Genomic DNA, 19,730 nt, shown 5'->3' on the forward strand with positions numbered 1-19,730 from the left:
CTGGATCAGATGGTGCGGTCGATCAGCTGGGTGAGCTGGTTCTTGGAGACGGCGCCGATCTGGGTGGCCTCGATCTTGCCGTTCTTGAAGATCATCAGGGTCGGGATGCTGCGCACGTTATAGTTGCGCGGCGTCTTCTGGTTGTTGTCGATGTTGACCTTGACGACCTTCATGCGGCCTTCGTAATTGGCCGCCAGTTCGTCGAGGATCGGCGCGATCATCTTGCAGGGGCCGCACCATTCAGCCCAGAAGTCCACGAGCACCGGTTCGGCCGAATTGAGCACGTCGGTTTCGAAGGAATCGTCGCTGGCATGGGCTATGAGCTGGCTCAAGGGAATTCTCCGTCTGAAGGATTTCCGCCAAACTGCGGAAATGTCTAGGTTTGGGCTACACTCGCGGACGTCGCGAACAGCAGCGGGAAGCGGGTAGCATGGCCGAGAGGGCGGAATTTGAGCCCAATCGACCGAGCGTTTCAAGTTGGGACCTCAATATGGGGTACTGGCAAGCTTCCTCAAGTGTGGTGCGTGAACCAGCGGCGAGGCGCGCCGGCCTACTGGCCATCATGAATGTCCGAACACGTACTAACTGACAGTTTTTTCGACAATTTCGACCTGCACCCGCGTCTTCTGGCCGGGCTGCACGACAGCGGCTTCACGCGTTGCACGCCGATCCAGGCGCTGACCCTCCCGGTCGCGCTCGCCGGCCGCGACGTCGCCGGCCAGGCCCAGACCGGTACCGGCAAGACCGGCGCCTTCCTGATCGCCGCGATGCAGCGCCTGTTGACGGTCCCGGCCCTGGCCGAGCGCAAGGAGACCGATCCGCGCTGCCTGATCCTCGCACCCACGCGCGAGCTGGCCATCCAGATCGACAAGGATTTCAAGAACCTCGGGCGCCATACGGGCCTGCGCTCGGCCCTGATCTACGGCGGAGTGGACTACGACAAGCAGCGCGAACAGCTGCGTGGCGGCGTCGACATCATCATCGCCACGCCCGGCCGCCTGATCGACTACTTCAAGCAGCATGTGTTCAGCCTGCGGGCCGTCGACGTGATGGTCATCGACGAAGCCGACCGCATGTTCGACCTCGGTTTCATCAAGGACGTGCGCTTTGTCCTGCGCCGCCTGCCGGCGCGCGACCGCCGCCTGGGCCTGCTGTTCTCGGCCACCTTGAGCTACCGCGTGCTCGAGCTGGCCTACGAGCACATGAACAACCCGGAGAAGCTCTCCGCGGAGACCGAATCGGTCACCGCCTCGCGGGTGCGCCAGGCCGTCTATTTCCCGGCGACCGAGGAAAAGATGCCGCTGCTGCTGAATCTGATGTCGCGCGACGAGGTCCTGCGCAGCATCGTGTTCGTCAACACCAAGATCGCCGCCGAACGGGTAACAACGCGCCTGGAGCGCCACGGCTTCCGTGTCGGCGCGCTATCCGGTGACGTGCCGCAGCGCAAGCGCCAGAAATTGCTTGAGCGGTTCCAGAAAGGTGACGTGGATGTGCTCGTCGCCACGGACGTGGCCGCGCGCGGACTGCATATTCCCGCGGTCAGCCATGTCTTCAATTACGACCTGCCGAACGATCCGGAAGACTACGTCCACCGGATCGGCCGGACGGCGCGCCTGGGCGCGGAGGGCGATGCCATCAGCTTCGCCTGCGACATGTACGCCATGGGCCTGCCGGACATCGAAAGCTACATCGAGCAGAAGATTCCGGTGGCAACCGTCACCACCGACCTGACCGTGGCGCCACCCCGCCGCGAGCGGCCCGCGGTGGTGAGCGACGACGACAACGATGACGCGGAAGCCGCGCCGGCTGATGCGGCACCGGCCGAAGCGGCGCCCTCGGGTGCGCCGAAGCGTCGCCGGCGCCGCCGGCGGAGCGGCAGCGGTGATGGTGGACGGTCCGGCGGCGGAAATTCCGCACCGCCGACGCCGCCGGCCGCGCAATGAACCAGGCTGGCCAGTGATGGCCGGCCCGGCGGTCCTTCGGGGTCGCCAACCCTCCGGGGCGGATGATCGCGGGGGGACCGGGCAGCAGTAGCGGGTCGGCGCGAGGCAGGAAGATCGCCGCCGATCGTGGGGACAGGGGAAAGAGCAGGGCCATGCCGTATTTCGCCGAGTGGACCAGCACGGATATCGAACGCGCGTCGCGCCTGACGGCCCAGGCTGTCTGTGCCGCGGCGGCCCTGCTGTGCGTGCTGATGGCGGTCCGGCTGGCCTGGGTGGCACTGCCGCGGGGCGTGGATCTCTCGCTCGAGCCGCTGCCGGTCGCGCCGGTGGAAGCCACCTCGGCCCCGGTCACGCTCTCCAAATGGCATCTGTTCGGCAGCGCCGGTCCGAGCCTGAACGATCTGGCCCGCTCGGCCCCGGCGACGCAGCTGCAACTGAACCTGCGCGGCACGATTGCCGAGGCCGATCCGCGCGAAGGCATGGCCGTCATCGCCGACCCGACCTCCGGGGAGCGGGCTTATCGCGTCGGCGACACCCTGCCGGGGGGCCATCCTGGATGCGGTCTACCCGGACCGGGTGGTTCTCCTGCACGACGGCGCCCAGGAGACCCTGGCATTGCCGTACGACCAGCCTTCCGCGCCACCGCCGGCGGGTACGCCCTCGGTGACACCGTCACCGGGTGGCACAGCGCCGGCGCCGGCGCGTCCGATTTCATCGCCGCCGGGGGTGCAGGGCGGAGTGGCGCCGGTATTCGTGCCGCCGCAGATGTCCCAGGGGGCGGTCGATTTCTCCAAGATTTCGCAACAGCTCAACCTTGATCCGGCCGCCCTGGCGCGCCAGGTGAATGCGCAGCCGGTGTTCGAGAACGGCAAGATGACCGGCGTACGCCTGGCCGGCGGTCCCGATGCGGCGCTGGTCGCCAAGCTCGGCCTGCAGCCGACCGACGTCGTCACCTCTATCAACAGCGTCCCGCTCGATTCGCCAGCGCGCATCCAGCAGGTCGTCAACACCGTCCAGAATGCCAGCCAGGTGACCGTCACGGTCATGCGCGATGGCAAACCCGTCACCCTCAGCGTGAACGTCAAATGATGCGTACCCTCATGACTACGGCTTCATTGCGCGGCATCGCCCTTGTCCTGGCGCTCGCGTTGGCTGCTCCCGCCGTGGCGCAGCCGCCGCCGTCCGCCGCCGGCAACCCGCCGGGGACCCACACGCTCAACCTGAAGGACGCCGACATCCAGGCGCTGATTGCGACGGTGTCGGAAATCACCGGACGCAACTTCATCGTCGGCCCCAATGTGCAGGGCAAGGTCAGCGTGATCTCGGCCAAGCCGATGCAGCCGGACGAGATCTACGATGTCTTCCTGTCCGTGCTGCGCGTTCACGGCTACGCCGCGGTCTCCGCCGGCAGCATGATCAAGATCGTCCCCGAGGCCATGGCCCAGGCCGAAGGTGGCAACAGCGTTGCCACGGCAGAATCGGGCGACGCGATCGTCACCCAGATCGTGCCACTGCGGCATGTGGCGGCGGCGGAGCTGGTGCCCATCCTGCGTCCTCTGCTGCCGCAGGGTGCCCAGCTCATCGCCCACCAGACCAGCAACTCGTTGGTGATCTCCGACCGCGCCAGCAATGTGCAGCGTGTCGCCGGCATCATCGCGCGCATCGACACCGTGTCCGATGCGGAGGTCGAGGTGATTCCGCTCGAGCACGCGAACGCGGCCGAGATGGCACGCACGCTCACCATCCTGGCCGACGACAAGGCGGCCCAGGCGGCCGGCGAGTCGCCGCGCATCCTGGCCGACGAACGCACCAATTCCATCCTGATCGCCGGCGCCAAGAGCGGCCGGCTGCGCATGCGCACCCTCGTCACGCACCTGGATACGCCCCTGCAGAAGGGCGGTGATACCAACGTGGTCTACCTGCGCTACGCCAAGGCCAAGGACCTCGTTCCCATACTGACGGGCGTTGCAGCGACGCTGAACAACGAGGCGCCGCCGAAGGAAGGCGCTGCCGCCAACAACAGCAACGCCACGATCCAGGCGCACGAGGAAACCAACGCGCTGGTGATCAGCGCCGCGCCGGCGGTGTTCCGCTCGCTCGAAGGTATCGTCCGGCAGCTCGACGTGCGCCGCGCGCAGGTACTGATCGAAGCCGTGATCGCCGAAGTCGCCAGTGAAACCGCGCGCGAGATCGGCGTGCAATGGTTTACCGCGCCGCAGACCCAGGGCGACAAGATCGGCCAGGGCGTCATTGGCGGCCAGCTCTTCAATGGACCAGGCGGCCAGCCGAACCTGCTGCAGATCGCCGCCGATCCGACAGGGCTTGCCAGTACCGCGGGCGGCCTGACCCTGGGCTACGTCGATGGCGTGGTGAACATCGGCGGCAAGGAGATCCTGAACCTGGGCGCCATGATCCGTGCGTTGCAGGGTGATGGCCGCTCGAACGTGTTGTCCACGCCGTCGGTGCTCACCCTCGACAACCAGGAAGCCATCATCAAGGTGGCGCAGGAAGTGCCGTTCAAGACCGGCCAGTACACCAATGCCACGGGGACGACGGGCGGCACGAATCAGGCACTCACGCCGTTCCAGACGATCGAGCGCAAGGACGTGGGCCTCACCCTCAAAGTGACGCCGCACGTTAACGAGGGCGATTCGGTGCGCCTGGACCTGCATCACGAATTGTCTTCGCTGGCGCCCTCCGTGGCCGGCGCGGTGGACCTGGTCACCAACAAGCGCGAACTGTCGACCAGCGTACTGGTCGCCGACAACGCCACGCTCGTCCTGGGCGGCCTGATGGACCACACGGCGTCCGACACGAACAACAAGGTGCCGGGCCTGGGCAGCATTCCGGTGCTGGGCAACCTCTTCAAGTACCGCAACAACAACGTTTCCAAGCGCGACCTGATGATCTTCCTGCACCCGCGCATCCTGCGCGATGCGGCGACCGAGCAGGCCGTATCCAGTGAAAAGTACAACTATATCCGCACCGAACAGATCCAGATGCGGCAGAACCGGGAAAGCCTGACGCCCAGGTCGCTCCAGCCGGTCTCGCCGGAAATGCACGATTTCCTGGCCGATCCGGACGGCCCGGCGGCGCCGGCGCCCGCCAAGGCGGGGGCGGCAGCCAAGCCGGCGCGGGGCAAGAAGTGACTGATGCACGACCGGCGCGCCCCAGCTTCGGCTTCGCGCGCCGCAACGGCGCCACGCTGGTGGCCTGGCACGACGACCACGCCGAGGTGGCCTGCCGCGAGGGCGTGAAACCCGAGGCGCTGGCGGAACTGCGCCGTTACCTGGGCGCGCCGATGAAACTGACGCGTCACAGCGCGGCTGATTTCGAGCAGTTGCTGCGCCGCCTGTACGAGCAGGGCGACGACGCGCGCGGTGTCGTCTCGGACATGGACGAGGCGCTGGATCTGAAGTCCCTCGCCGACGACCTGCCCGAGCCGGAAGACCTCCTCGAAAGCGACGACGACGCGCCGATCATCCGCCTGATCAATGCCCTGCTCACCGAAGCGGTGAAGGAAGGGGCCTCGGATATCCATATCGAGCCGTATGAGAATCGCCTGGTCGTGCGATTCCGCATCGATGGCGTGCTGCGCGAGATCCTCTCGCCGCAGAAAGCGGTCGCCAATGCGGTCGTCAGCCGCATCAAGGTGATGGCCAAGCTCGATATTGCCGAAAAGCGCCTCCCCCAGGACGGCCGCATCGGCCTGAAGATCGCCGGCCGGCCGGTGGACGTGCGTGTGTCGACCATTCCCGCCGGCCACGGCGAGCGCGTCGTGCTGCGCCTGCTCGACAAGCAGGCGGGTCGGCTGGATCTGGTGCAGCTGGGCATGTCCGCCGAGGACCGCGCGCGCATCGAGACGATCATCGAGCGCCCCCACGGCATTTTCCTCGTCACCGGCCCCACCGGTTCGGGCAAGACGACCACGCTCTACGCGGCGCTGCTCAAGCTCAACGATGCCAGCCGCAACATCATGACGGTGGAAGACCCGATCGAGTACTACATCGACGGCGTCGGCCAGACCCAGGTGAACACCAAGGTCGAGATGACCTTTGCCCGCGGCCTGCGCGCGATCCTGCGCCAGGATCCGGACGTCGTGATGGTCGGAGAAATCCGCGACCTGGAAACCGCCCAGATCGCCGTACAGGCGTCGCTGACGGGCCATTTCGTGCTGTCCACGCTGCACACCAATTCCGCGGTCGGCGCGGTCACGCGCCTGCGTGACATGGGCGTGGAGCCGTTCCTGCTGTCGTCCTCGCTGGTCGGCGTGCTGGCGCAGCGGCTGGTGCGCGTGCTCGATCCCGCCACGCGCGAGGCCTACGGCGCCACGCCGCGCGAGCTCGCCGGATTCGGCCAGCCGGCGGATACGCACGCCGTGCTGTACCGGCCTGCGGAAGGGCTCCCGGGCCGTACGTCCGGGTATCGTGGGCGAACCGGTATTTACGAACTCATCGCCGTCGACGAAACTTTTCGCCGTCTCATCCACGAAGGTGCATCGGAAGCCGACATGGAGCGCTATGCGCGCTCGCGCGGCCCGTCGATCGCCGATGATGGATGGAAGAAATGTCTGGCGGGCGTTACCTCCGTGGAAGAAGTCCTGCGGGTGACGCGCGACGACTGACGCTTTACTTCGACGCCGCTCCGGGCCGCGACGTCACAACCGTGCCCTGGGAGACTGCGCGTGACTCAAAGCGATTCGTCGTTTCATCGTTCCTTGACCCTGCTCGACGGCACCATGCTGGTGGCCGGCTCGATGATCGGGTCGGGTATTTTCATCGTCAGCGCGGACATTGCGCGCAACGTGGGGTCCGCCGGCTATCTCATCCTGGTCTGGCTGATCTCGGCCCTGATGACCATCGTCGGTGCGCTCAGCTATGGCGAGCTGTCGGCGATGTATCCGAAAGCCGGCGGCCAGTACGTGTACTTGCGTGAAGCGTGGGGGCGCCTGCCGGCCTTCCTCTACGGCTGGTCGTTCTTCACGGTCATCCAGACGGGCACCATCGCCGCCGTGGGCGTGGCCTTTGCCAAATTTGCGGCCTACCTGTTCCCGGCGCTGGGTGACCAGAACATCCTCTTCTCGGCCGGCGTGTTCAAGCTCAGTGCGGCGCAGCTGGTGTCGATTGCGCTGATCTTCTTCCTCACCTTCGTGAACAGTCGCGGTGTGGAGAACGGGAAATGGATCCAGACCGTTTTCACCCTGGCCAAGATCGTCTCCGTGCTCGCGCTGGTGCTCTTCGGCGTGTTCCTCGGTGCGCGTTCGGAAATCTGGAGCGCCAACTGGGCGAACGCCTGGCAGGGCGTCACTGCCGTGGATACCGGCACGGTCGCCCTCGCCCTGTTGCCGGCAATCGGCGTGTCGATGGTCGGCGCGCTGTTTTCGTCCGACTCCTGGAACAGCGTCACCTTCATTGCCGGCGAGATCCGCGATCCGAAGCGCAATGTCGGCCTCAGTCTGTTCCTGGGCACCGCGATCGTCTGCACCCTGTACGTCGTGGCAAACCTGATGTACCTGGCGGTGATGCCGCTGGACGGCATTGCGCACGCCGAAGCCGACCGCGTCGGTGTCGCCGCGGCGCAGGCCGCATTCGGTCCGGCCGGCACGACCGTGATCGCGTTGCTGATCATGGTGTCCACGTTTGGCTGCGTGAACGGGCTGGTGATGTCGGGTGCCCGCGTGTACTACACGATGGCCAATGACGGCCTGTTCTTCCGTCAGGTCGGTACCCTGAACAAGCGCGCCGTGCCGGGCTGGGGGCTGTGGCTGCAGGCGATTTACGCCTCGGTGCTGTGCCTGAGCGGCCGCTACGGCGATCTGCTCGACTACGTCATCTTCGTCGTGCTGCTCTTCTACATCCTCACCATCGCCGGGCTGTTCCGCCTGCGCGCCACGCGTCCGGAGGCGGAGCGCCCCTATCGTGCCTTCGGCTACCCGCTGTTGCCGGCGCTCTACATCGCGCTGGCGGTGGCGATCTGCGTGGCGCTGCTGATCTGGCGTCCGACCTACACCTGGCCGGGCCTGGGCATCGTGCTGCTGGGCGTGCCGACCTACTACTACCTGCGCCAGCGCGGCCAGGCGACACCGGCCCTGGATACGCCCTGACCGTTGCGGGCCGCCTTGCGTCGATTGCAAGGCGGCCCGCCGCCCGCGCGCCGCCACATGCCGCAAAATTCCAGCGGCGCCGCGGCGAATCTTCTATGCTCTGGCGGATATCCTCGTGGAGTCCGCCGCTATGCATTGGGATGTGGTTGCAGCCTTTACGGCGACGCTGCTGGTCATGTGCCTGATTCCCGGACCGGCGGTCCTGCTGGTCGTGGGCCACGCCGTGAAGTCCGGTTGGCGCGACAGTTTCTACGCCTCGCTCGGCGTGCAGGCCGGCAACGGCATCTACTACCTGCTGTGCATCGCAGGACTGGGCGCACTGCTCGCCACGTCGGAAACCGTCTTCCACATCATCAAGTGGATCGGTGCGCTCTACCTGATCTACCTGGGACTGCGCACGATCGCACTGGCGAAGAAGAACGCCATGCCCAGCGAAACAAGGACGGTTCCGCTGCTGGCGCGTCCTTTCCTGCAGGGCATGCTCGGGCAGCTGGCGAATCCGAAATCCGTGCTGTTCTTCGGCGCGCTGTTGCCGCAGTTTCTCGATCCCGGCTACCCGCTGCTGCCGCAATACGCGTTGTACGGCGTGCTGTGCTTCGTGGTTGAGGTGCCGATTCTCGCCGTCTACGGCTGGCTCGCGGCGCGTGGCAGCACGTTGTCAGCCAGCCCGCGTGTCGCCGTCTGGCGCGAACGCGTTTCCGGCGCCTGCCTGGTGAGCGTGGGCGCGAGCATTGCTGCCGTCCGCCGCACGGTGCAGGCGGCGAGCTGATCCTGTTGTTTCATCACCTGCCGGTGCGCAGCGTGCCGGCGGGCTTTCCGCAGTGACGGCTGGTGTTGCCAGCCGATGGAATGGCCAGCCAGGAGTGCTCCATGAGCTTGTTTGAGACGATCACGCGGCACAAGACGATCGAACAGTTGCAGGCCGAGGCGGGAAGCCGCGGCGATTTCCGGCGCGTATTGGGGTTGTGGCAGCTCACGGCGATCGGCCTGGGCGGCATCATCGGCGTGGGCATCTTCGTGCTGGCCGGCCAGCAGGCGGCGACCAACGCAGGCCCTGCGGTGGCGCTCGCCTTCATCATCGCCGGCATTGCCAGCGCCGCAGCGGCGCTGTGCTACGCGGAATTCGCCGGAATGATTCCGGTCACGGGCAGTGCCTACACCTACGGCTATGCCGTGCTGGGCGAAGGCGTGGCGTGGTTGATCGGATGGGACCTCCTGCTCGAATACGCCCTCATCGTCGCCGCGGTGGCAAGTGGCTGGTCGGGTTATCTGCAGAACCTGCTCGCGGCGATGGGTATCCATCTGCCCGTCTGGGCACAGGGTGCGATGGGCACCGGTGACGGGCGCGTGTTCAATGTCATCGCCGCTGTCGTCGCGCTGGCGGTTGCGGGCCTGCTGACCGTGCGGACGGAGTGGGGCGCGCGTTTCAACACCCTGATCGTGGCGATCAAGGTGCTTGGCGTTGCGCTGGTGATTGGCGTGGGCGTGTTCTACGTCAATCCCGATAACTGGTTTCCGTTCATCCCCGCCGAAGTGGTGGATGCCAAGGGCGTGAGTCACTACGGATTCAACGGCGTCGTGACCGCGGCGGCCGTCGTCTTCTTTGCCGTGTTCGGCTACGACACGCTCACTACGGCGGCTGAGGAAGCGAAAAACCCACAGCGCGACCTGCCGCGCGCCGTGTTGTTGTCGCTGGCCGTATCGATGGTGCTGTACCTCACGATCTCGATGGTGCTGACGGGCGTTGCCCACTACTCGACCCTCGGCAATGACGCCCCCGTCGCCAACGCCTTCGGCGCACTGGGCCTCACCTGGGTACGTATCGCAATTTCGGCCACTGCCGTGACAGGCATCATCAGTGTCGTGTTTGCCTTCATGCTGGCCGCGGCGCGCATCTGGTACTCGCTGGCGCGTGACGGCCTGCTGCCCGCGTGGTTTGCGAAAGTGCACCCGACCTACGGCACGCCCTATCGCCCGACGCTCGTGCTGGGCGTGGTGACGGCGCTCGCTGCCGGTGCGCTGCCGATCGGCGAACTGGCGGAGCTGGTCAATATCGGCACGTTGTGCGCGTTTATCGTCATCTGTTCCGCGATTATCGTGCTGCGTCGCACGCGGCCCGACGTCAAGCGGGCGTTCCGCACGCCGTTCGTGCCCGCGGTGCCCATTATCGGCGTGATCTTCTCGGCATGGCTCGTGTCGAAACTGCCCTGGGCGACCTGGTGGCGTTTCGGCGTATGGATGCTGGTGGGCCTGGCGATCTATTTCGCGTACGGAATCCGTCACAGCGTGCTGGCCAGGAACAAATAGCGAACTCGCGTACGCTACTTTTGCGGCGACTGGGCCGGGTGGGTGAGAACCTACCCGGCCTTTTTCGTCTTAAGCCCCCGGTGATTCCTGGTCGCGTCCTGCGCGTTGCGGCATTTGCGCAGCGTTGCGGCAGATTGCCGCGGGTGTGTCCTGTCCCGTTGTCGCAGCGCGGGCATGCAATCGTATGCATGCGGGTCCAGTGGTCGCGGAGTTGTCCGGATATGGAATTCTAAATGGCTTTCACAACACGCATTTTGCGCCCGGCACGCTGCTGCATGCATTTTTGGTGCAAGCAGCACGCAGATGCCGGTGCCGTTTAGCATTGTTCGCTTTGTGAACGGATTGGCGTTTTTGTGAGTGCACCGGGCGTCGTCCTTTAACCGGAGTGTGCCTTCGCGGCACTTAACAGGAAGTTGCCTGTCCCACAAGGGTTTCGTCTCGGCGCGATGACCGTTCGGGTCGCCGCAAACATGCAGATACGTGATATGGGCGCCGCCTTCTTTGCGCTTGTTGCAATGTGAAGTAAGCAACATGCGGCGCGTTAATCGATATGTTGCGTGTCTCTCAATTTGCGACTTGTGCCCGAAATGATCTGGCACTTCCGCGGGTCCTTTTGCGTATCCGTGCCAGAGGTGTCAGAGGTATTGACGCTTTCGCCAACAGGCAGGAATGACCGGTGGTATGCGCCAGGACGTAGTCGGATGGTTGTCATCGTAGAACCGGTTCATGGGAATGGTGCTAATTCACTGGAGTAATGCGGTCATGAAGAATCCCTACGACGAAAACAAGATGGTGGCGCTGGTTCAGGCCACTCTGCAGAACGTGCTCGGCCTTGGCGCTGACGAGATCACTCCTGACTCGGCCATCGGCGACGACCTGGGCGCCGAGTCGCTCGACTTCGTCGAGATGCGCTACAGCCTGGAGCGCCAGCTGGGTATCGTGCTGCCGCAGCGCAGCGTGCTCGATCACTACGCTGCCGCTGCCGGTGATCCACAGGCGCCCTATGACAACGGTCGTCTCAGCCAGGCAGGCGCAGTCGCGCTGCAGAAGAGCTTCTTCGCCTACTCGTCGGAGCAGGCGTCGGCCGGTATGTATCCGGCGCAGGTGATGGGCAACGCCACCGTGCGCAACTGGGCGCTGCTGTGCCTGCGCATCCTCGATCACCTGCCGGAGAAGTGCCCGGACTGCCAGCACACGACGGCGGTTGCCGCGCCGTCCGGCAAGCCTGTCTGCGCCGGCTGCAATGCGCCGCTCAAACCCCTGAGCGGCGACGAGGCGATCGCCGCGTCCATGGCGGCGCTGGTTGCCCCCCGGCAGCGTGAGGAAGTCGCCGCCGCGTAACACCGTTCCCCGCTGACTACCGCAGTCGTTCCTGCCCGTCGCGTCGAAATGGCGCGGCGCAGGTTTCTGCATCTTCGTGATTGCCATCTGCTCGGATGAAGGGCCATGTATTCCGAAACTGAAATAGAACCGCAGGAAGTCGTCGTCACCGGCGTGGGTGTGGTGTGTGCCGGTACGCTGGGCGCGCAGGCGCTGTTTGACCGGCTGGCTGGTGGCCAGACCCTGATACGCGACAACGCCGAACTGACCAGCATGGGTTTCGGCAATCCCGCCTGCGCCTTCGTCGACGAGGTGACCTGGAGCCGCGTCGACGCGCTGATTGGCCAGGTGGAGCCCGAATGGGGCGGCCAGACGCGCCTGGCGATGGCGGCCGCAACGATGGCCTGGCAGCAGGCGGGACTTGGCGGTTCGGTCGAGAATCATGGCGGCGTGTTCCTCGCCAGCAACCGTCAGCTGTTTGACGAACATGCCATCGCCGAACTGGCGCCCATGCTGGATGTGCACGGCGAATCGATCGACTTCGATGCCTATCTGGATGCGCTGGTCGAAGCGGACCGCCGCAGCATCGAGCACCACTATTTCCACAAACAGCAGGATCTGGCCACGCTCGCGCTGGCGCGTCGCTTCGGCCTGCAGGAGCACCACGGTGCCCACGGCGAAGCCTGTGCCGCCGGCGCGATGGCGATCGGTGCGGCCGCCCAGCAGATCCGGTCAGGCCTGATCGACGTGGCCCTCGCCGGCGCGACCGAGACGCCGTGCAACTTCATGACCTTCGTCGCCTTCAACGGCGTGGGCGCGCTGGCCGACGGCAGCAGCGTGCAGGGTGCGGCGATCAGCCGCCCGTTCGACCGCGAACGCTATGGCTTCGTGATGGGCGAGGGCAGCGCCTTCCTGGTGCTCGAATCGGCCGAGCATGCGCGCCAGCGCGGCGCGCGGATCCTGGCGCGGGTGAAGGGTTTTGCCGGGGTGCTGGAAGCGCACCGCATCACTTCCAGCGATGCCGATGGCACCGAGTACGCACGCTGTATCCGGCTGGCATTGGAAGATGCGGGTTTGACGCCGGCCGATATCGACCACGTCAACGCCCACGGCACCTCGACGCCGACCAACGACGCCTGCGAGGCAATGGCGCTCAAGCAGGTCTTTGGCGAGCGCATCGGCCAGGTGCCGGTCACGGCGAACAAGTCTGCGCTGGGCCATTCCCTCGCCAACAGCGGCGCGGTCGAGGCCGTGCTGTCGGTGCTGTCGCTGGAGAACCAGCTGTTGTTGCCGACGGCCAACTACTGCGAGCCCGACGAGGCGTGTTCCGGGCTGGACGTGGTGACGCAGCCGCGGCCGATGAAGGTCCGGCGCGTGCTGAGCAATTCGTTTGGTTTCGGCGGCGCCAATGTCTCGCTGATCCTGGAGGCCGCGTGATGCATGCGCGCGTTGCACTGCGCCGCCCGTCGATCCGTTCGGCGTTCGGCAACGACTGGCAGCAGGTGATCGCCTCACTGGCATCACCGCCACCGTTGCAGGCGCCGCCATGGCCCGACGCGCACACGCTCGGCATCGAGGGCGTTCGCGCTGCCGGAGAGCCGGACCTCAAATCACTGGGGCTGGACCGCAAGCTCTCACGCACGATGGAGAAACAGTCGCGCCTGATGCTTGCGGCAGCGGCCGACACGGCCGGCATCGCAGAAGTGGAGCAGCGCGCACAAACCGGCCTGTATCTGGGGCTGCCCATGGTGGATGAGCCGATTCCCACCTGGTCGGCGCTGCAGAACTGGCACGAGGATGGCCGGCGCACCCCGTTCGGCGTGCACCTGCAGCGGGAAACACCGCCGTTTTCCGGGTTGTCGATGCTCAACAGCTCGGCCGCGGCGCACATCGCGTCGACCTTGCGCATCAGCGGCAGCCTCGCGGTGTACTCGGCCTTCGCCGACGCGGGACTGAATGCGCTGATTGACGGCGCCTGCGCGGTCGCGGAGGGCGACTGCGACGAGGCCCTTGTGGGAGCCGTATCGCCCAAGCTCGATCCCTTGCTGCCCGTGCAACTGGCGGCGTGGGATCTTTCCCCTGCACGCCTTCCGCCCGCGGAGGCCGCCGGCTGCGTGATGCTCGAGCACGCCGCCGCTGAAGATGATGTCCTGCTGCTGGGATATGCGCGCGGCTTCGAACGCCATCGGCTGCAGGGTGAAGAAGTTCTGGGCAGCCTGATCGACGCGGCGCTCGCCATGGCGTCGCGCCGCAACGAGGACATCGGTTGGTTGCTGTACTCGGCGCCCTGGCATTCGGCGCAGGTCGTCGCACTGGGGCGCGTCCTCGACGCGCGCTGGCAGCTGGATACGCCACCGCGATTCGCCGTCGAGCGTGTATTCGGCCGACTGGGTCCGGCGGCTGCCCTGGTGGCCGCCAACCTGGCCGTGACCGGCCTGCGCGAAGGCCGCTGCTGGAGTTCCAACGGACGCGCCGCTGAGGCGCGTCCGCTAGTCGCGCGCAATGCATTGGTCATCACCCTGGCGCCGCTCGGACAGTGCGCGGTCGCCGTGCTTGGCGGAGGTGACGCATGAACGCGCGTCGTGTCGTCGTTACCGGCCTCGGCGCGGTGACGGGCTTGGGCCTGGGCTGGCGCCCGCTCTGGAACGGGCTGTGCGAAGGTCGCTCGGCGATCGCGCCCTGGTCACTGGAAGGCGTTGCGGACTTCCCTGTGAAGTACGCCGCGCCGGTGGATTGGGACGCCTTCAGTGCGGCGCATCGCCACGCCGACTGGTGGGACCAGCCGATGGAGCGTCGCAGCCGCTTCGGCATGGCTGCCGTCGACGAGGCCATCGCGGACGCGGGCGATTCGCTACTGGCGAGCCCTGCGATGCGCGTGGGCGTTGCGATCGGCTCGGGTGTGCCCGAACGCGATCCGGCCGACATGTTGCTGGCGATGCAGGCCGACGGCCCTTCGTGGGCCGAACTCTATCGGCGCGTCGATGCGCTCAATCCGCACAGCGGCCTGGTCAACAGCAACGATCACCTGGCCGCGCGCGCGGCACGTACCCTGCGCGCCGCAGGACCAGTGATTCACTTCTCGACCGCCTGTGCGGGCGCGGCGCACGCCATCGGCCACGGATTCCGCATGATCCGTCGCGGCGAAGTCGACGTCATGCTGGTCGGCGGCGCTGACTCGGTACTCAACCTCTCGACGATGGTCGGGCTCCACCTGCTCGGCGCGCCCTCGGTCGCCGACCAGTTCGGAACCGCGCTGTCGCGACCGTTCGACCGTGACCGCTCCGGTTTCGTCGCCGCCGAAGGCGCGGCCATGCTGGTGCTGGAGAGCGAGGAATCGGCGCGTGCACGTGGTGCCCGCATCTACGCGGAAATCGCCGGCTTTGGCAGCGCGCTGGACGCGTACCGGATCACGGCCCCGCATCCCAATGGCGACGGTGCCGCCATGGCCATGCAGCGGGCGCTGCGTGATGCGCAGCTGTCACCGCACACCATTGACCATATCAATGCGCACGGCACGTCGACACCGCTGAACGACCCGGCCGAAACCCTGGCGATCAAGCGTGTGTTCGCCGAGCACGAGCACTATCGATCCATCGCGGTGTCGTCGAACAAGTCGATGATCGGACACCTGATCGCCGCCGCGGGCGCACCCGAATGCGTAGCAACGGTGCTCGCCGTGGCCGATGGAAAGGTGCCGCCGACGCTGAACCTGAGCCAGCCGGATGCCAGCTGCGACCTGGACTACGTCCCCGGGACCCGGGCCCGCCAGCGCACGGTTCGCGCGGCACTGAGCAACTCCTTCGGATTTGGCGGCCTCAACGCCGTGATCGCCGTGAGAGCACATCCGGACGCCGGGGAGTTACGTCATGCGAGCTGATCTACCGCCCGTCGCGATCACGGGAATCGGCAGTGTTCTTCCCAGTGGTGCGGGTGTCGCACCTCACTGGCAGCAGTGGTGCGAGGACACGCCTGCGCTGGGTGCCTTCGGGCACGCCCTGTTCCGCACCCAGCGCATTACGGTCTACGGTGGTATCGCCGCCGGTCTGCGCAGGGACGCGCTGGAGTCCGTGCCGTTCAAGTTGCGCCGCTACAGCACCGAGCCGTCGCAATGGGCGGTGCATGCGGCCGGCCAGGCGATCGCCGATGCGGCGCTGGACTGGGACAGCGTCGCCGAAGACCGTCGTGGCCTGTTCTCCGGTCAAGGGGATTACACCCAGCCGGATATCGGCTCGGTGCGCGCCGCCGTGCTGGCCGCGCGGCAACCGGGCGGAAATATCGACTACAACGCGCTCGGCCGGCTGGCCCTGTCCCGGCGCGGCGCCGACCCGTTCATCTCGATCAAGGGCCTGGCGAACAACGCCCTGGCACTGGTCAGCCTGACGTTCCGCTGCCGCGGTGTTGGCGCGGCGTATGTGCAGAACGAAGCGGCGGGCATCGCCGCACTGCGTCGCGCTGTTTTCGAGCTGTCGCATGGCCATTGCGACATCGCGCTGGTGGTTGCCTGCGGCAGCTACGCCGAACCCTTCACGTTGGCGGAACTGTGGGGCCGCGGCCTGCTCGGACAGGATGGCGCCATTCCCGACCGGCTAGCCGCCTTCGACCAGAAGGCCAGCGGTACCGTACTGGGCGAGGGCGCGGTGGCGCTGCTGCTGGAGCGTCCCGCGGATGCGCGGGCGCGCGGCGCACGCACGCACGCGCTTGTGCATGGGGCGAAAAGCTACGCCGCGCGCATCAATCGCCTGGAAAACCACACGGATCACGGCGCCGAACTCGGCTATCGCAGCGTGGCGCGCCACCTGCCAACCCTGGAAGGGCCGGTTGCGGTGATGGCCGACGGGCGCGGCCATCCCGCGCTGGACCGCTTCGAGGCAGGGCAGATCCAGGCCGCGGTACCGGAGGCGGTGCCCGTGTCGTCCGCGCGCGCTATCACCGGCGTAGTGCCGGCTGCCGGTGCCCTGGCTGACCTGGCCCTGGCAACACAGGTATTGGCGAATGACCAACTCCCGGCCATTCCAGGCCTGGACCAGCCTGTGCTCGCCGGACCCGACTGGGTGCGGGCGACGCCACGCACGGGCCGCTTTGAACATGTGCTCTGCCTGCAGCAGGGCTTCTCCGGATTCTTCTCCGCCGTCACGGTAAGCCGCGCGGCCTGACCACTATCGAGGATTGCATGGACGAACATTACGGGCAGTACGTCAAGCCGCGACTGGCGAAAGTGCTGCGGGCCATCGGGCTCGATGTCCGCTACGAGCGGGCGCAGGGCGACTACATGTACTACCGAGACGCCAGTGGCGCGGAGCGGCGCGTGCTCGACCTCCTCGGTGGGTACGGCGCCCTGCTCCTGGGGCACAATCCACCGGTCGTACTGGATGCGGCCCGCCGCATGCTGGATGCCGGCGTGCCGGTGCACGCGCAATTCTCCTTGCGCGGCAAGACCGGCGAGCTGGCGCGGGCGCTCAACCAGATCGTGCGTCGCGACAGCCGCAGCGATACCGATTTCGTGGTGACCCTCGCCAACACCGGCGCCGAGGCGATCGAGGCCGCGATCAAGCACGCGGAACTGGAGCGGGTGAAGAAGCTCGAGCGCCTGCTCGATGCCATCACGCTCAACATCGAGCACGTCCGTGACGCGATCCGCCGCGGCGTGGTGGAGATCCCGCCGGATCTGTACGAATCCACCGACATGCGCGAGTACGTCTTCGACGTGCGCAGCTTTGATGACCTGATCGTGGCGCTGATCAATCACAACAGCAAGGAAATGGCGCGCCGACCGATCTTCCTGGCGCTGGAGAAGTCCTTCCACGGCAAGCTGGCCACCAGCGTTCAGCTGACCTGGAACAAGAACTTCCGCCGCGCCTTCCAGTCGCTGGGTCTGAAGACGCGCTTCATCGCGATGAACGATGCTGCCGCGCTGGACCGGATCGCCCGGGAAGAGGAGAGCGAGCTGTTCGACGTCGGCATCGTCGACGGCAAGGTCGCACTGATCCGGCGGCCGTGGCCGCAATACGCGGCCTTCCTGCTCGAACCGATCCAGGGCGAGGGCGGTATCCACAGCGTGGATGTGGAATTCGGACGCGCCATCCGCGCCTTCTGCAACCAGCAGGACTGCCCGCTGATCATCGACGAGATCCAGAGCGGCATGGGGCGAACGGGCGCCTTCCTCGCCTCCAGCCAGATCGGTTTGCGCGGCGACTACTACACCTTGTCGAAATCCCTCGGCGGTGGCCTGGCCAAGCTGTCAGCGCTGCTGATCCGGCAGGATCGCTACGACACGGACTTTGGTCTGGTTCACAGTTCCACCTTTGCGGAAGATGACTTCTCATCCGGCATCGCGCTGGCGGTGCTGGAACAACTGGAACGGGACGATGGCGCGCTCTACCGCCAGGCGGCGGAGCGGGGCAATGCGTTGAAGCGCGGGCTGGAAAGCCTGCGGGACCGCTATCCGGACGTGATCAAGGACATCCGCGGCCGCGGCCTGTTCCTGGGGCTGGAGTTCCACCCGCGTGACGCGGCGTACTCGCAGATCCTGCGCACCACGGATTACGCCGACTCGCTGGGCTATTTCATCGCCGGCTACCTTCTGCGCATCGAAGGTATCCGCATCGCGCCGACCGGTAGTTCGCCCAACGTGCTGCGCTTTGAGCCGTCCGTCTACCTCGACGACGACGCCATCGCGCGGGTGGTCGACGCGCTCGACCGCGTCTGCCGCATTCTGCGTGCGGAAGACACGCTGCACCTGGTTTTCCCGCTCAGCTCGCCCGAGCGTGCACTGCCGCGAAACGAAATCCGGGAATTCGGCCGCGGCCACATCGAGATGCCGGTGGCGGCAGCGCCGATACGGCCGGCGCGCAAGGTCGCCTTCATCAACCACCTGATCAGCCCGGACTGGCTGCGCCAGGTGGAACCCGCACTGGCAGAGATGGACGACAGCGAACTGCGCCGCTTCGTGCTCAACATGGCGGCCGTGAAGAAGAGCGCGCCGTATCCGGCGGTACGCATGCGTTCGCCGCTGGGCACGGCGGTGGACTTCATTCTCTATCCGCTTTGCGTGGCCTCCGAACAGATGGGCGACTGGCTGGTGCGCGCCGACCTGGAAGAGATCCGCGACGACATCGAAGAGCGCATCGAATCGGCGCGCGAGGACGGTTGCGAGATCGCCGGGCTGGGTATGTACACCTCGATCGTCACGAACAACTGCACGGCGCTGACGATCAACGAAATGGGGCTGACGTCGGGCAACGCACTGACGGTGGCGATGTCCCTGGAGGCGCTGGAGCGCGCCGTGGCCGACCGCGGCTGGGACTTTGCCGAGATGGACGTCGCCATTGTCGGCGCCGCGGGAAATATCGCTTCGACCTATGCGGCGATGCTGGCGGAGAAGACCACGCGCCTGACGCTGATCGGCAGCGGCCGCGACGGTTCGCGGGCGCGCATCCAGAAGACAGTGGAAGCGATCTACGACGCGGCATGGCAATCGCTGCTGCAGTCGGGAACGCCGCCGCGTGGACTGGTTGCGCGGCTGCTGGAGGAACCGCTGGTCAACGAATGGCTCCGCCAAGGGGCGCCGCGTGATGCGGGACGCCGGCTGCACGAGGCCCTCGTGGCGCGGCACGGCCACGACCCCTACATTCGAATCGGCACCATTGATGACATCCGCCGTTGCCAGGCCGTGCTGTGCGGCGCCAACGCGCCGGAGCCATTCCTGGATGCGGCGGTGTTCGCACCGGATGCGGTGGTGTGCGATGTCGCTGTGCCGCACAACGTGCGCGCCGAGACGCTGGCGGGCCGCCCCGATGTGATCTACCTGCAAGGCGGCATCGTTGCCACGCCCAATGGCGAGAGCCTGCACCCGGGTGCACGCGCCTACCTCGGCGCCGGCCAGATCTATGCCTGCATGGCCGAGACGGCGGTGCTCGGCCTGTCGGGACACCGGGGCAACTACTCCTACGGGTCGATCACGCCGCAGCAGGTGCGCGAGATCGCAGCGCTGGCGCGCCTGCATGGTTTCGGCCTGGCGGATTTCAAGCGCGGCAATTCCTTGTAGAAAATGGGATAAT

At 66.4% G+C, this 19,730-nt stretch carries 14 protein-coding genes and 1 pseudogene; 14 read left to right on the forward strand and 1 reads right to left on the reverse strand.

What is annotated here, in order from left to right; translation table 11 throughout:
• Positions 1-5 precede the first annotated feature (5 nt).
• On the reverse strand, positions 6-332 hold the full coding sequence (gene trxA, locus N4264_RS05425) for a thioredoxin TrxA (RefSeq protein ID WP_261696051.1): 327 nt from the start codon (positions 330-332) through the stop codon (positions 6-8).
• A 234-nt stretch (positions 333-566) separates the two neighbouring features.
• Here trxA and N4264_RS05430 point away from each other — a divergent pair.
• From N4264_RS05430 to N4264_RS05495, 14 genes and pseudogenes are all read left to right on the forward strand, one after another.
• Positions 567-1,907, forward strand: a pseudogene (locus N4264_RS05430) (DEAD/DEAH box helicase); the annotation flags it as partial.
• Positions 1,908-2,095: 188 nt separating this feature from the next.
• On the forward strand, positions 2,096-2,761 hold the full coding sequence (locus N4264_RS05435) for a type II secretion system protein N (RefSeq protein ID WP_261696052.1): 666 nt from the start codon (positions 2,096-2,098) through the stop codon (positions 2,759-2,761).
• Positions 2,709-3,032: a PDZ domain-containing protein gene (locus N4264_RS05440; RefSeq protein ID WP_261696053.1), complete on the forward strand. Its 324-nt coding sequence runs from the start codon at positions 2,709-2,711 to the stop codon at positions 3,030-3,032. The genes N4264_RS05435 and N4264_RS05440 overlap by 53 nt, the downstream gene beginning before the upstream one ends.
• Before the next feature lie 11 nt (positions 3,033-3,043).
• A complete protein-coding gene (gene gspD, locus N4264_RS05445) occupies positions 3,044-5,092 on the forward strand; it encodes a type II secretion system secretin GspD (RefSeq protein WP_261696054.1) in 2,049 nt (682 codons plus the stop codon).
• Entirely contained in the window at positions 5,089-6,567 is a 1,479-nt protein-coding gene (gene gspE / locus N4264_RS05450; protein ID WP_261696055.1) for a type II secretion system ATPase GspE, read from the forward strand. The genes gspD and gspE overlap by 4 nt, the downstream gene beginning before the upstream one ends.
• Before the next feature lie 60 nt (positions 6,568-6,627).
• Positions 6,628-8,046 carry an APC family permease gene (locus N4264_RS05455; RefSeq protein WP_261696056.1) on the forward strand — a complete coding sequence of 473 codons (1,419 nt, stop codon included), beginning with the start codon at positions 6,628-6,630 and terminating at the stop codon, positions 8,044-8,046.
• Positions 8,047-8,161: 115 nt separating this feature from the next.
• Complete coding sequence (locus N4264_RS05460; RefSeq protein WP_261696057.1) at positions 8,162-8,815, forward strand: LysE family translocator; 654 nt, start codon at positions 8,162-8,164, stop codon at positions 8,813-8,815.
• 101 nt (positions 8,816-8,916) lie between these two features.
• Positions 8,917-10,353, forward strand: a complete 1,437-nt coding sequence (locus N4264_RS05465; protein WP_261696058.1) for an amino acid permease — start codon at positions 8,917-8,919, stop codon at positions 10,351-10,353.
• A 762-nt stretch (positions 10,354-11,115) separates the two neighbouring features.
• Positions 11,116-11,694 (forward strand): acyl carrier protein, encoded by a 579-nt coding sequence (locus N4264_RS05470; RefSeq protein ID WP_261696059.1) that lies wholly within the window; start codon positions 11,116-11,118, stop codon positions 11,692-11,694.
• A gap of 105 nt (positions 11,695-11,799) precedes the next feature.
• A complete protein-coding gene (locus N4264_RS05475; protein ID WP_261696060.1) occupies positions 11,800-13,110 on the forward strand; it encodes a beta-ketoacyl-[acyl-carrier-protein] synthase family protein in 1,311 nt (436 codons plus the stop codon).
• A complete protein-coding gene (locus tag N4264_RS05480) occupies positions 13,110-14,246 on the forward strand; it encodes a beta-ketoacyl synthase N-terminal-like domain-containing protein (RefSeq protein WP_261696061.1) in 1,137 nt (378 codons plus the stop codon). Before N4264_RS05475 ends, N4264_RS05480 begins: the two co-directional genes overlap by 1 nt.
• Complete coding sequence (locus N4264_RS05485) at positions 14,243-15,550, forward strand: beta-ketoacyl-[acyl-carrier-protein] synthase family protein (RefSeq protein ID WP_261696062.1); 1,308 nt, start codon at positions 14,243-14,245, stop codon at positions 15,548-15,550. The genes N4264_RS05480 and N4264_RS05485 overlap by 4 nt, the downstream gene beginning before the upstream one ends.
• Positions 15,540-16,826 carry a beta-ketoacyl synthase N-terminal-like domain-containing protein gene (locus N4264_RS05490; protein WP_261696063.1) on the forward strand — a complete coding sequence of 429 codons (1,287 nt, stop codon included), beginning with the start codon at positions 15,540-15,542 and terminating at the stop codon, positions 16,824-16,826. The genes N4264_RS05485 and N4264_RS05490 overlap by 11 nt, the downstream gene beginning before the upstream one ends.
• A gap of 17 nt (positions 16,827-16,843) precedes the next feature.
• Positions 16,844-19,717: an aminotransferase class III-fold pyridoxal phosphate-dependent enzyme gene (locus tag N4264_RS05495; RefSeq protein ID WP_261696064.1), complete on the forward strand. Its 2,874-nt coding sequence runs from the start codon at positions 16,844-16,846 to the stop codon at positions 19,715-19,717.
• The last annotated feature ends 13 nt before the right edge of the window (positions 19,718-19,730 follow it).

The sequence above is a fragment of the Tahibacter amnicola genome (assembly GCF_025398735.1).
In the GTDB taxonomy this organism is placed as follows: domain Bacteria; phylum Pseudomonadota; class Gammaproteobacteria; order Xanthomonadales; family Rhodanobacteraceae; genus Tahibacter; species Tahibacter amnicola.

Coding starts and splice junctions, on each gene's coding strand:
- N4264_RS05440 (WP_261696053.1), top strand. CDS start 2,709: ATGTCCCAGGGGGCGGTCGATTTCTCCAAGATTTCGCAACAGCTCAAC.
- gspD (WP_261696054.1), top strand. CDS start 3,044: ATGACTACGGCTTCATTGCGCGGCATCGCCCTTGTCCTGGCGCTCGCG.
- N4264_RS05475 (WP_261696060.1), top strand. CDS start 11,800: ATGTATTCCGAAACTGAAATAGAACCGCAGGAAGTCGTCGTCACCGGC.
- N4264_RS05495 (WP_261696064.1), top strand. CDS start 16,844: ATGGACGAACATTACGGGCAGTACGTCAAGCCGCGACTGGCGAAAGTG.
- N4264_RS05470 (WP_261696059.1), top strand. CDS start 11,116: ATGAAGAATCCCTACGACGAAAACAAGATGGTGGCGCTGGTTCAGGCC.
- N4264_RS05465 (WP_261696058.1), top strand. CDS start 8,917: ATGAGCTTGTTTGAGACGATCACGCGGCACAAGACGATCGAACAGTTG.
- N4264_RS05480 (WP_261696061.1), top strand. CDS start 13,110: ATGCATGCGCGCGTTGCACTGCGCCGCCCGTCGATCCGTTCGGCGTTC.
- N4264_RS05490 (WP_261696063.1), top strand. CDS start 15,540: ATGCGAGCTGATCTACCGCCCGTCGCGATCACGGGAATCGGCAGTGTT.
- N4264_RS05485 (WP_261696062.1), top strand. CDS start 14,243: ATGAACGCGCGTCGTGTCGTCGTTACCGGCCTCGGCGCGGTGACGGGC.
- N4264_RS05435 (WP_261696052.1), top strand. CDS start 2,096: ATGCCGTATTTCGCCGAGTGGACCAGCACGGATATCGAACGCGCGTCG.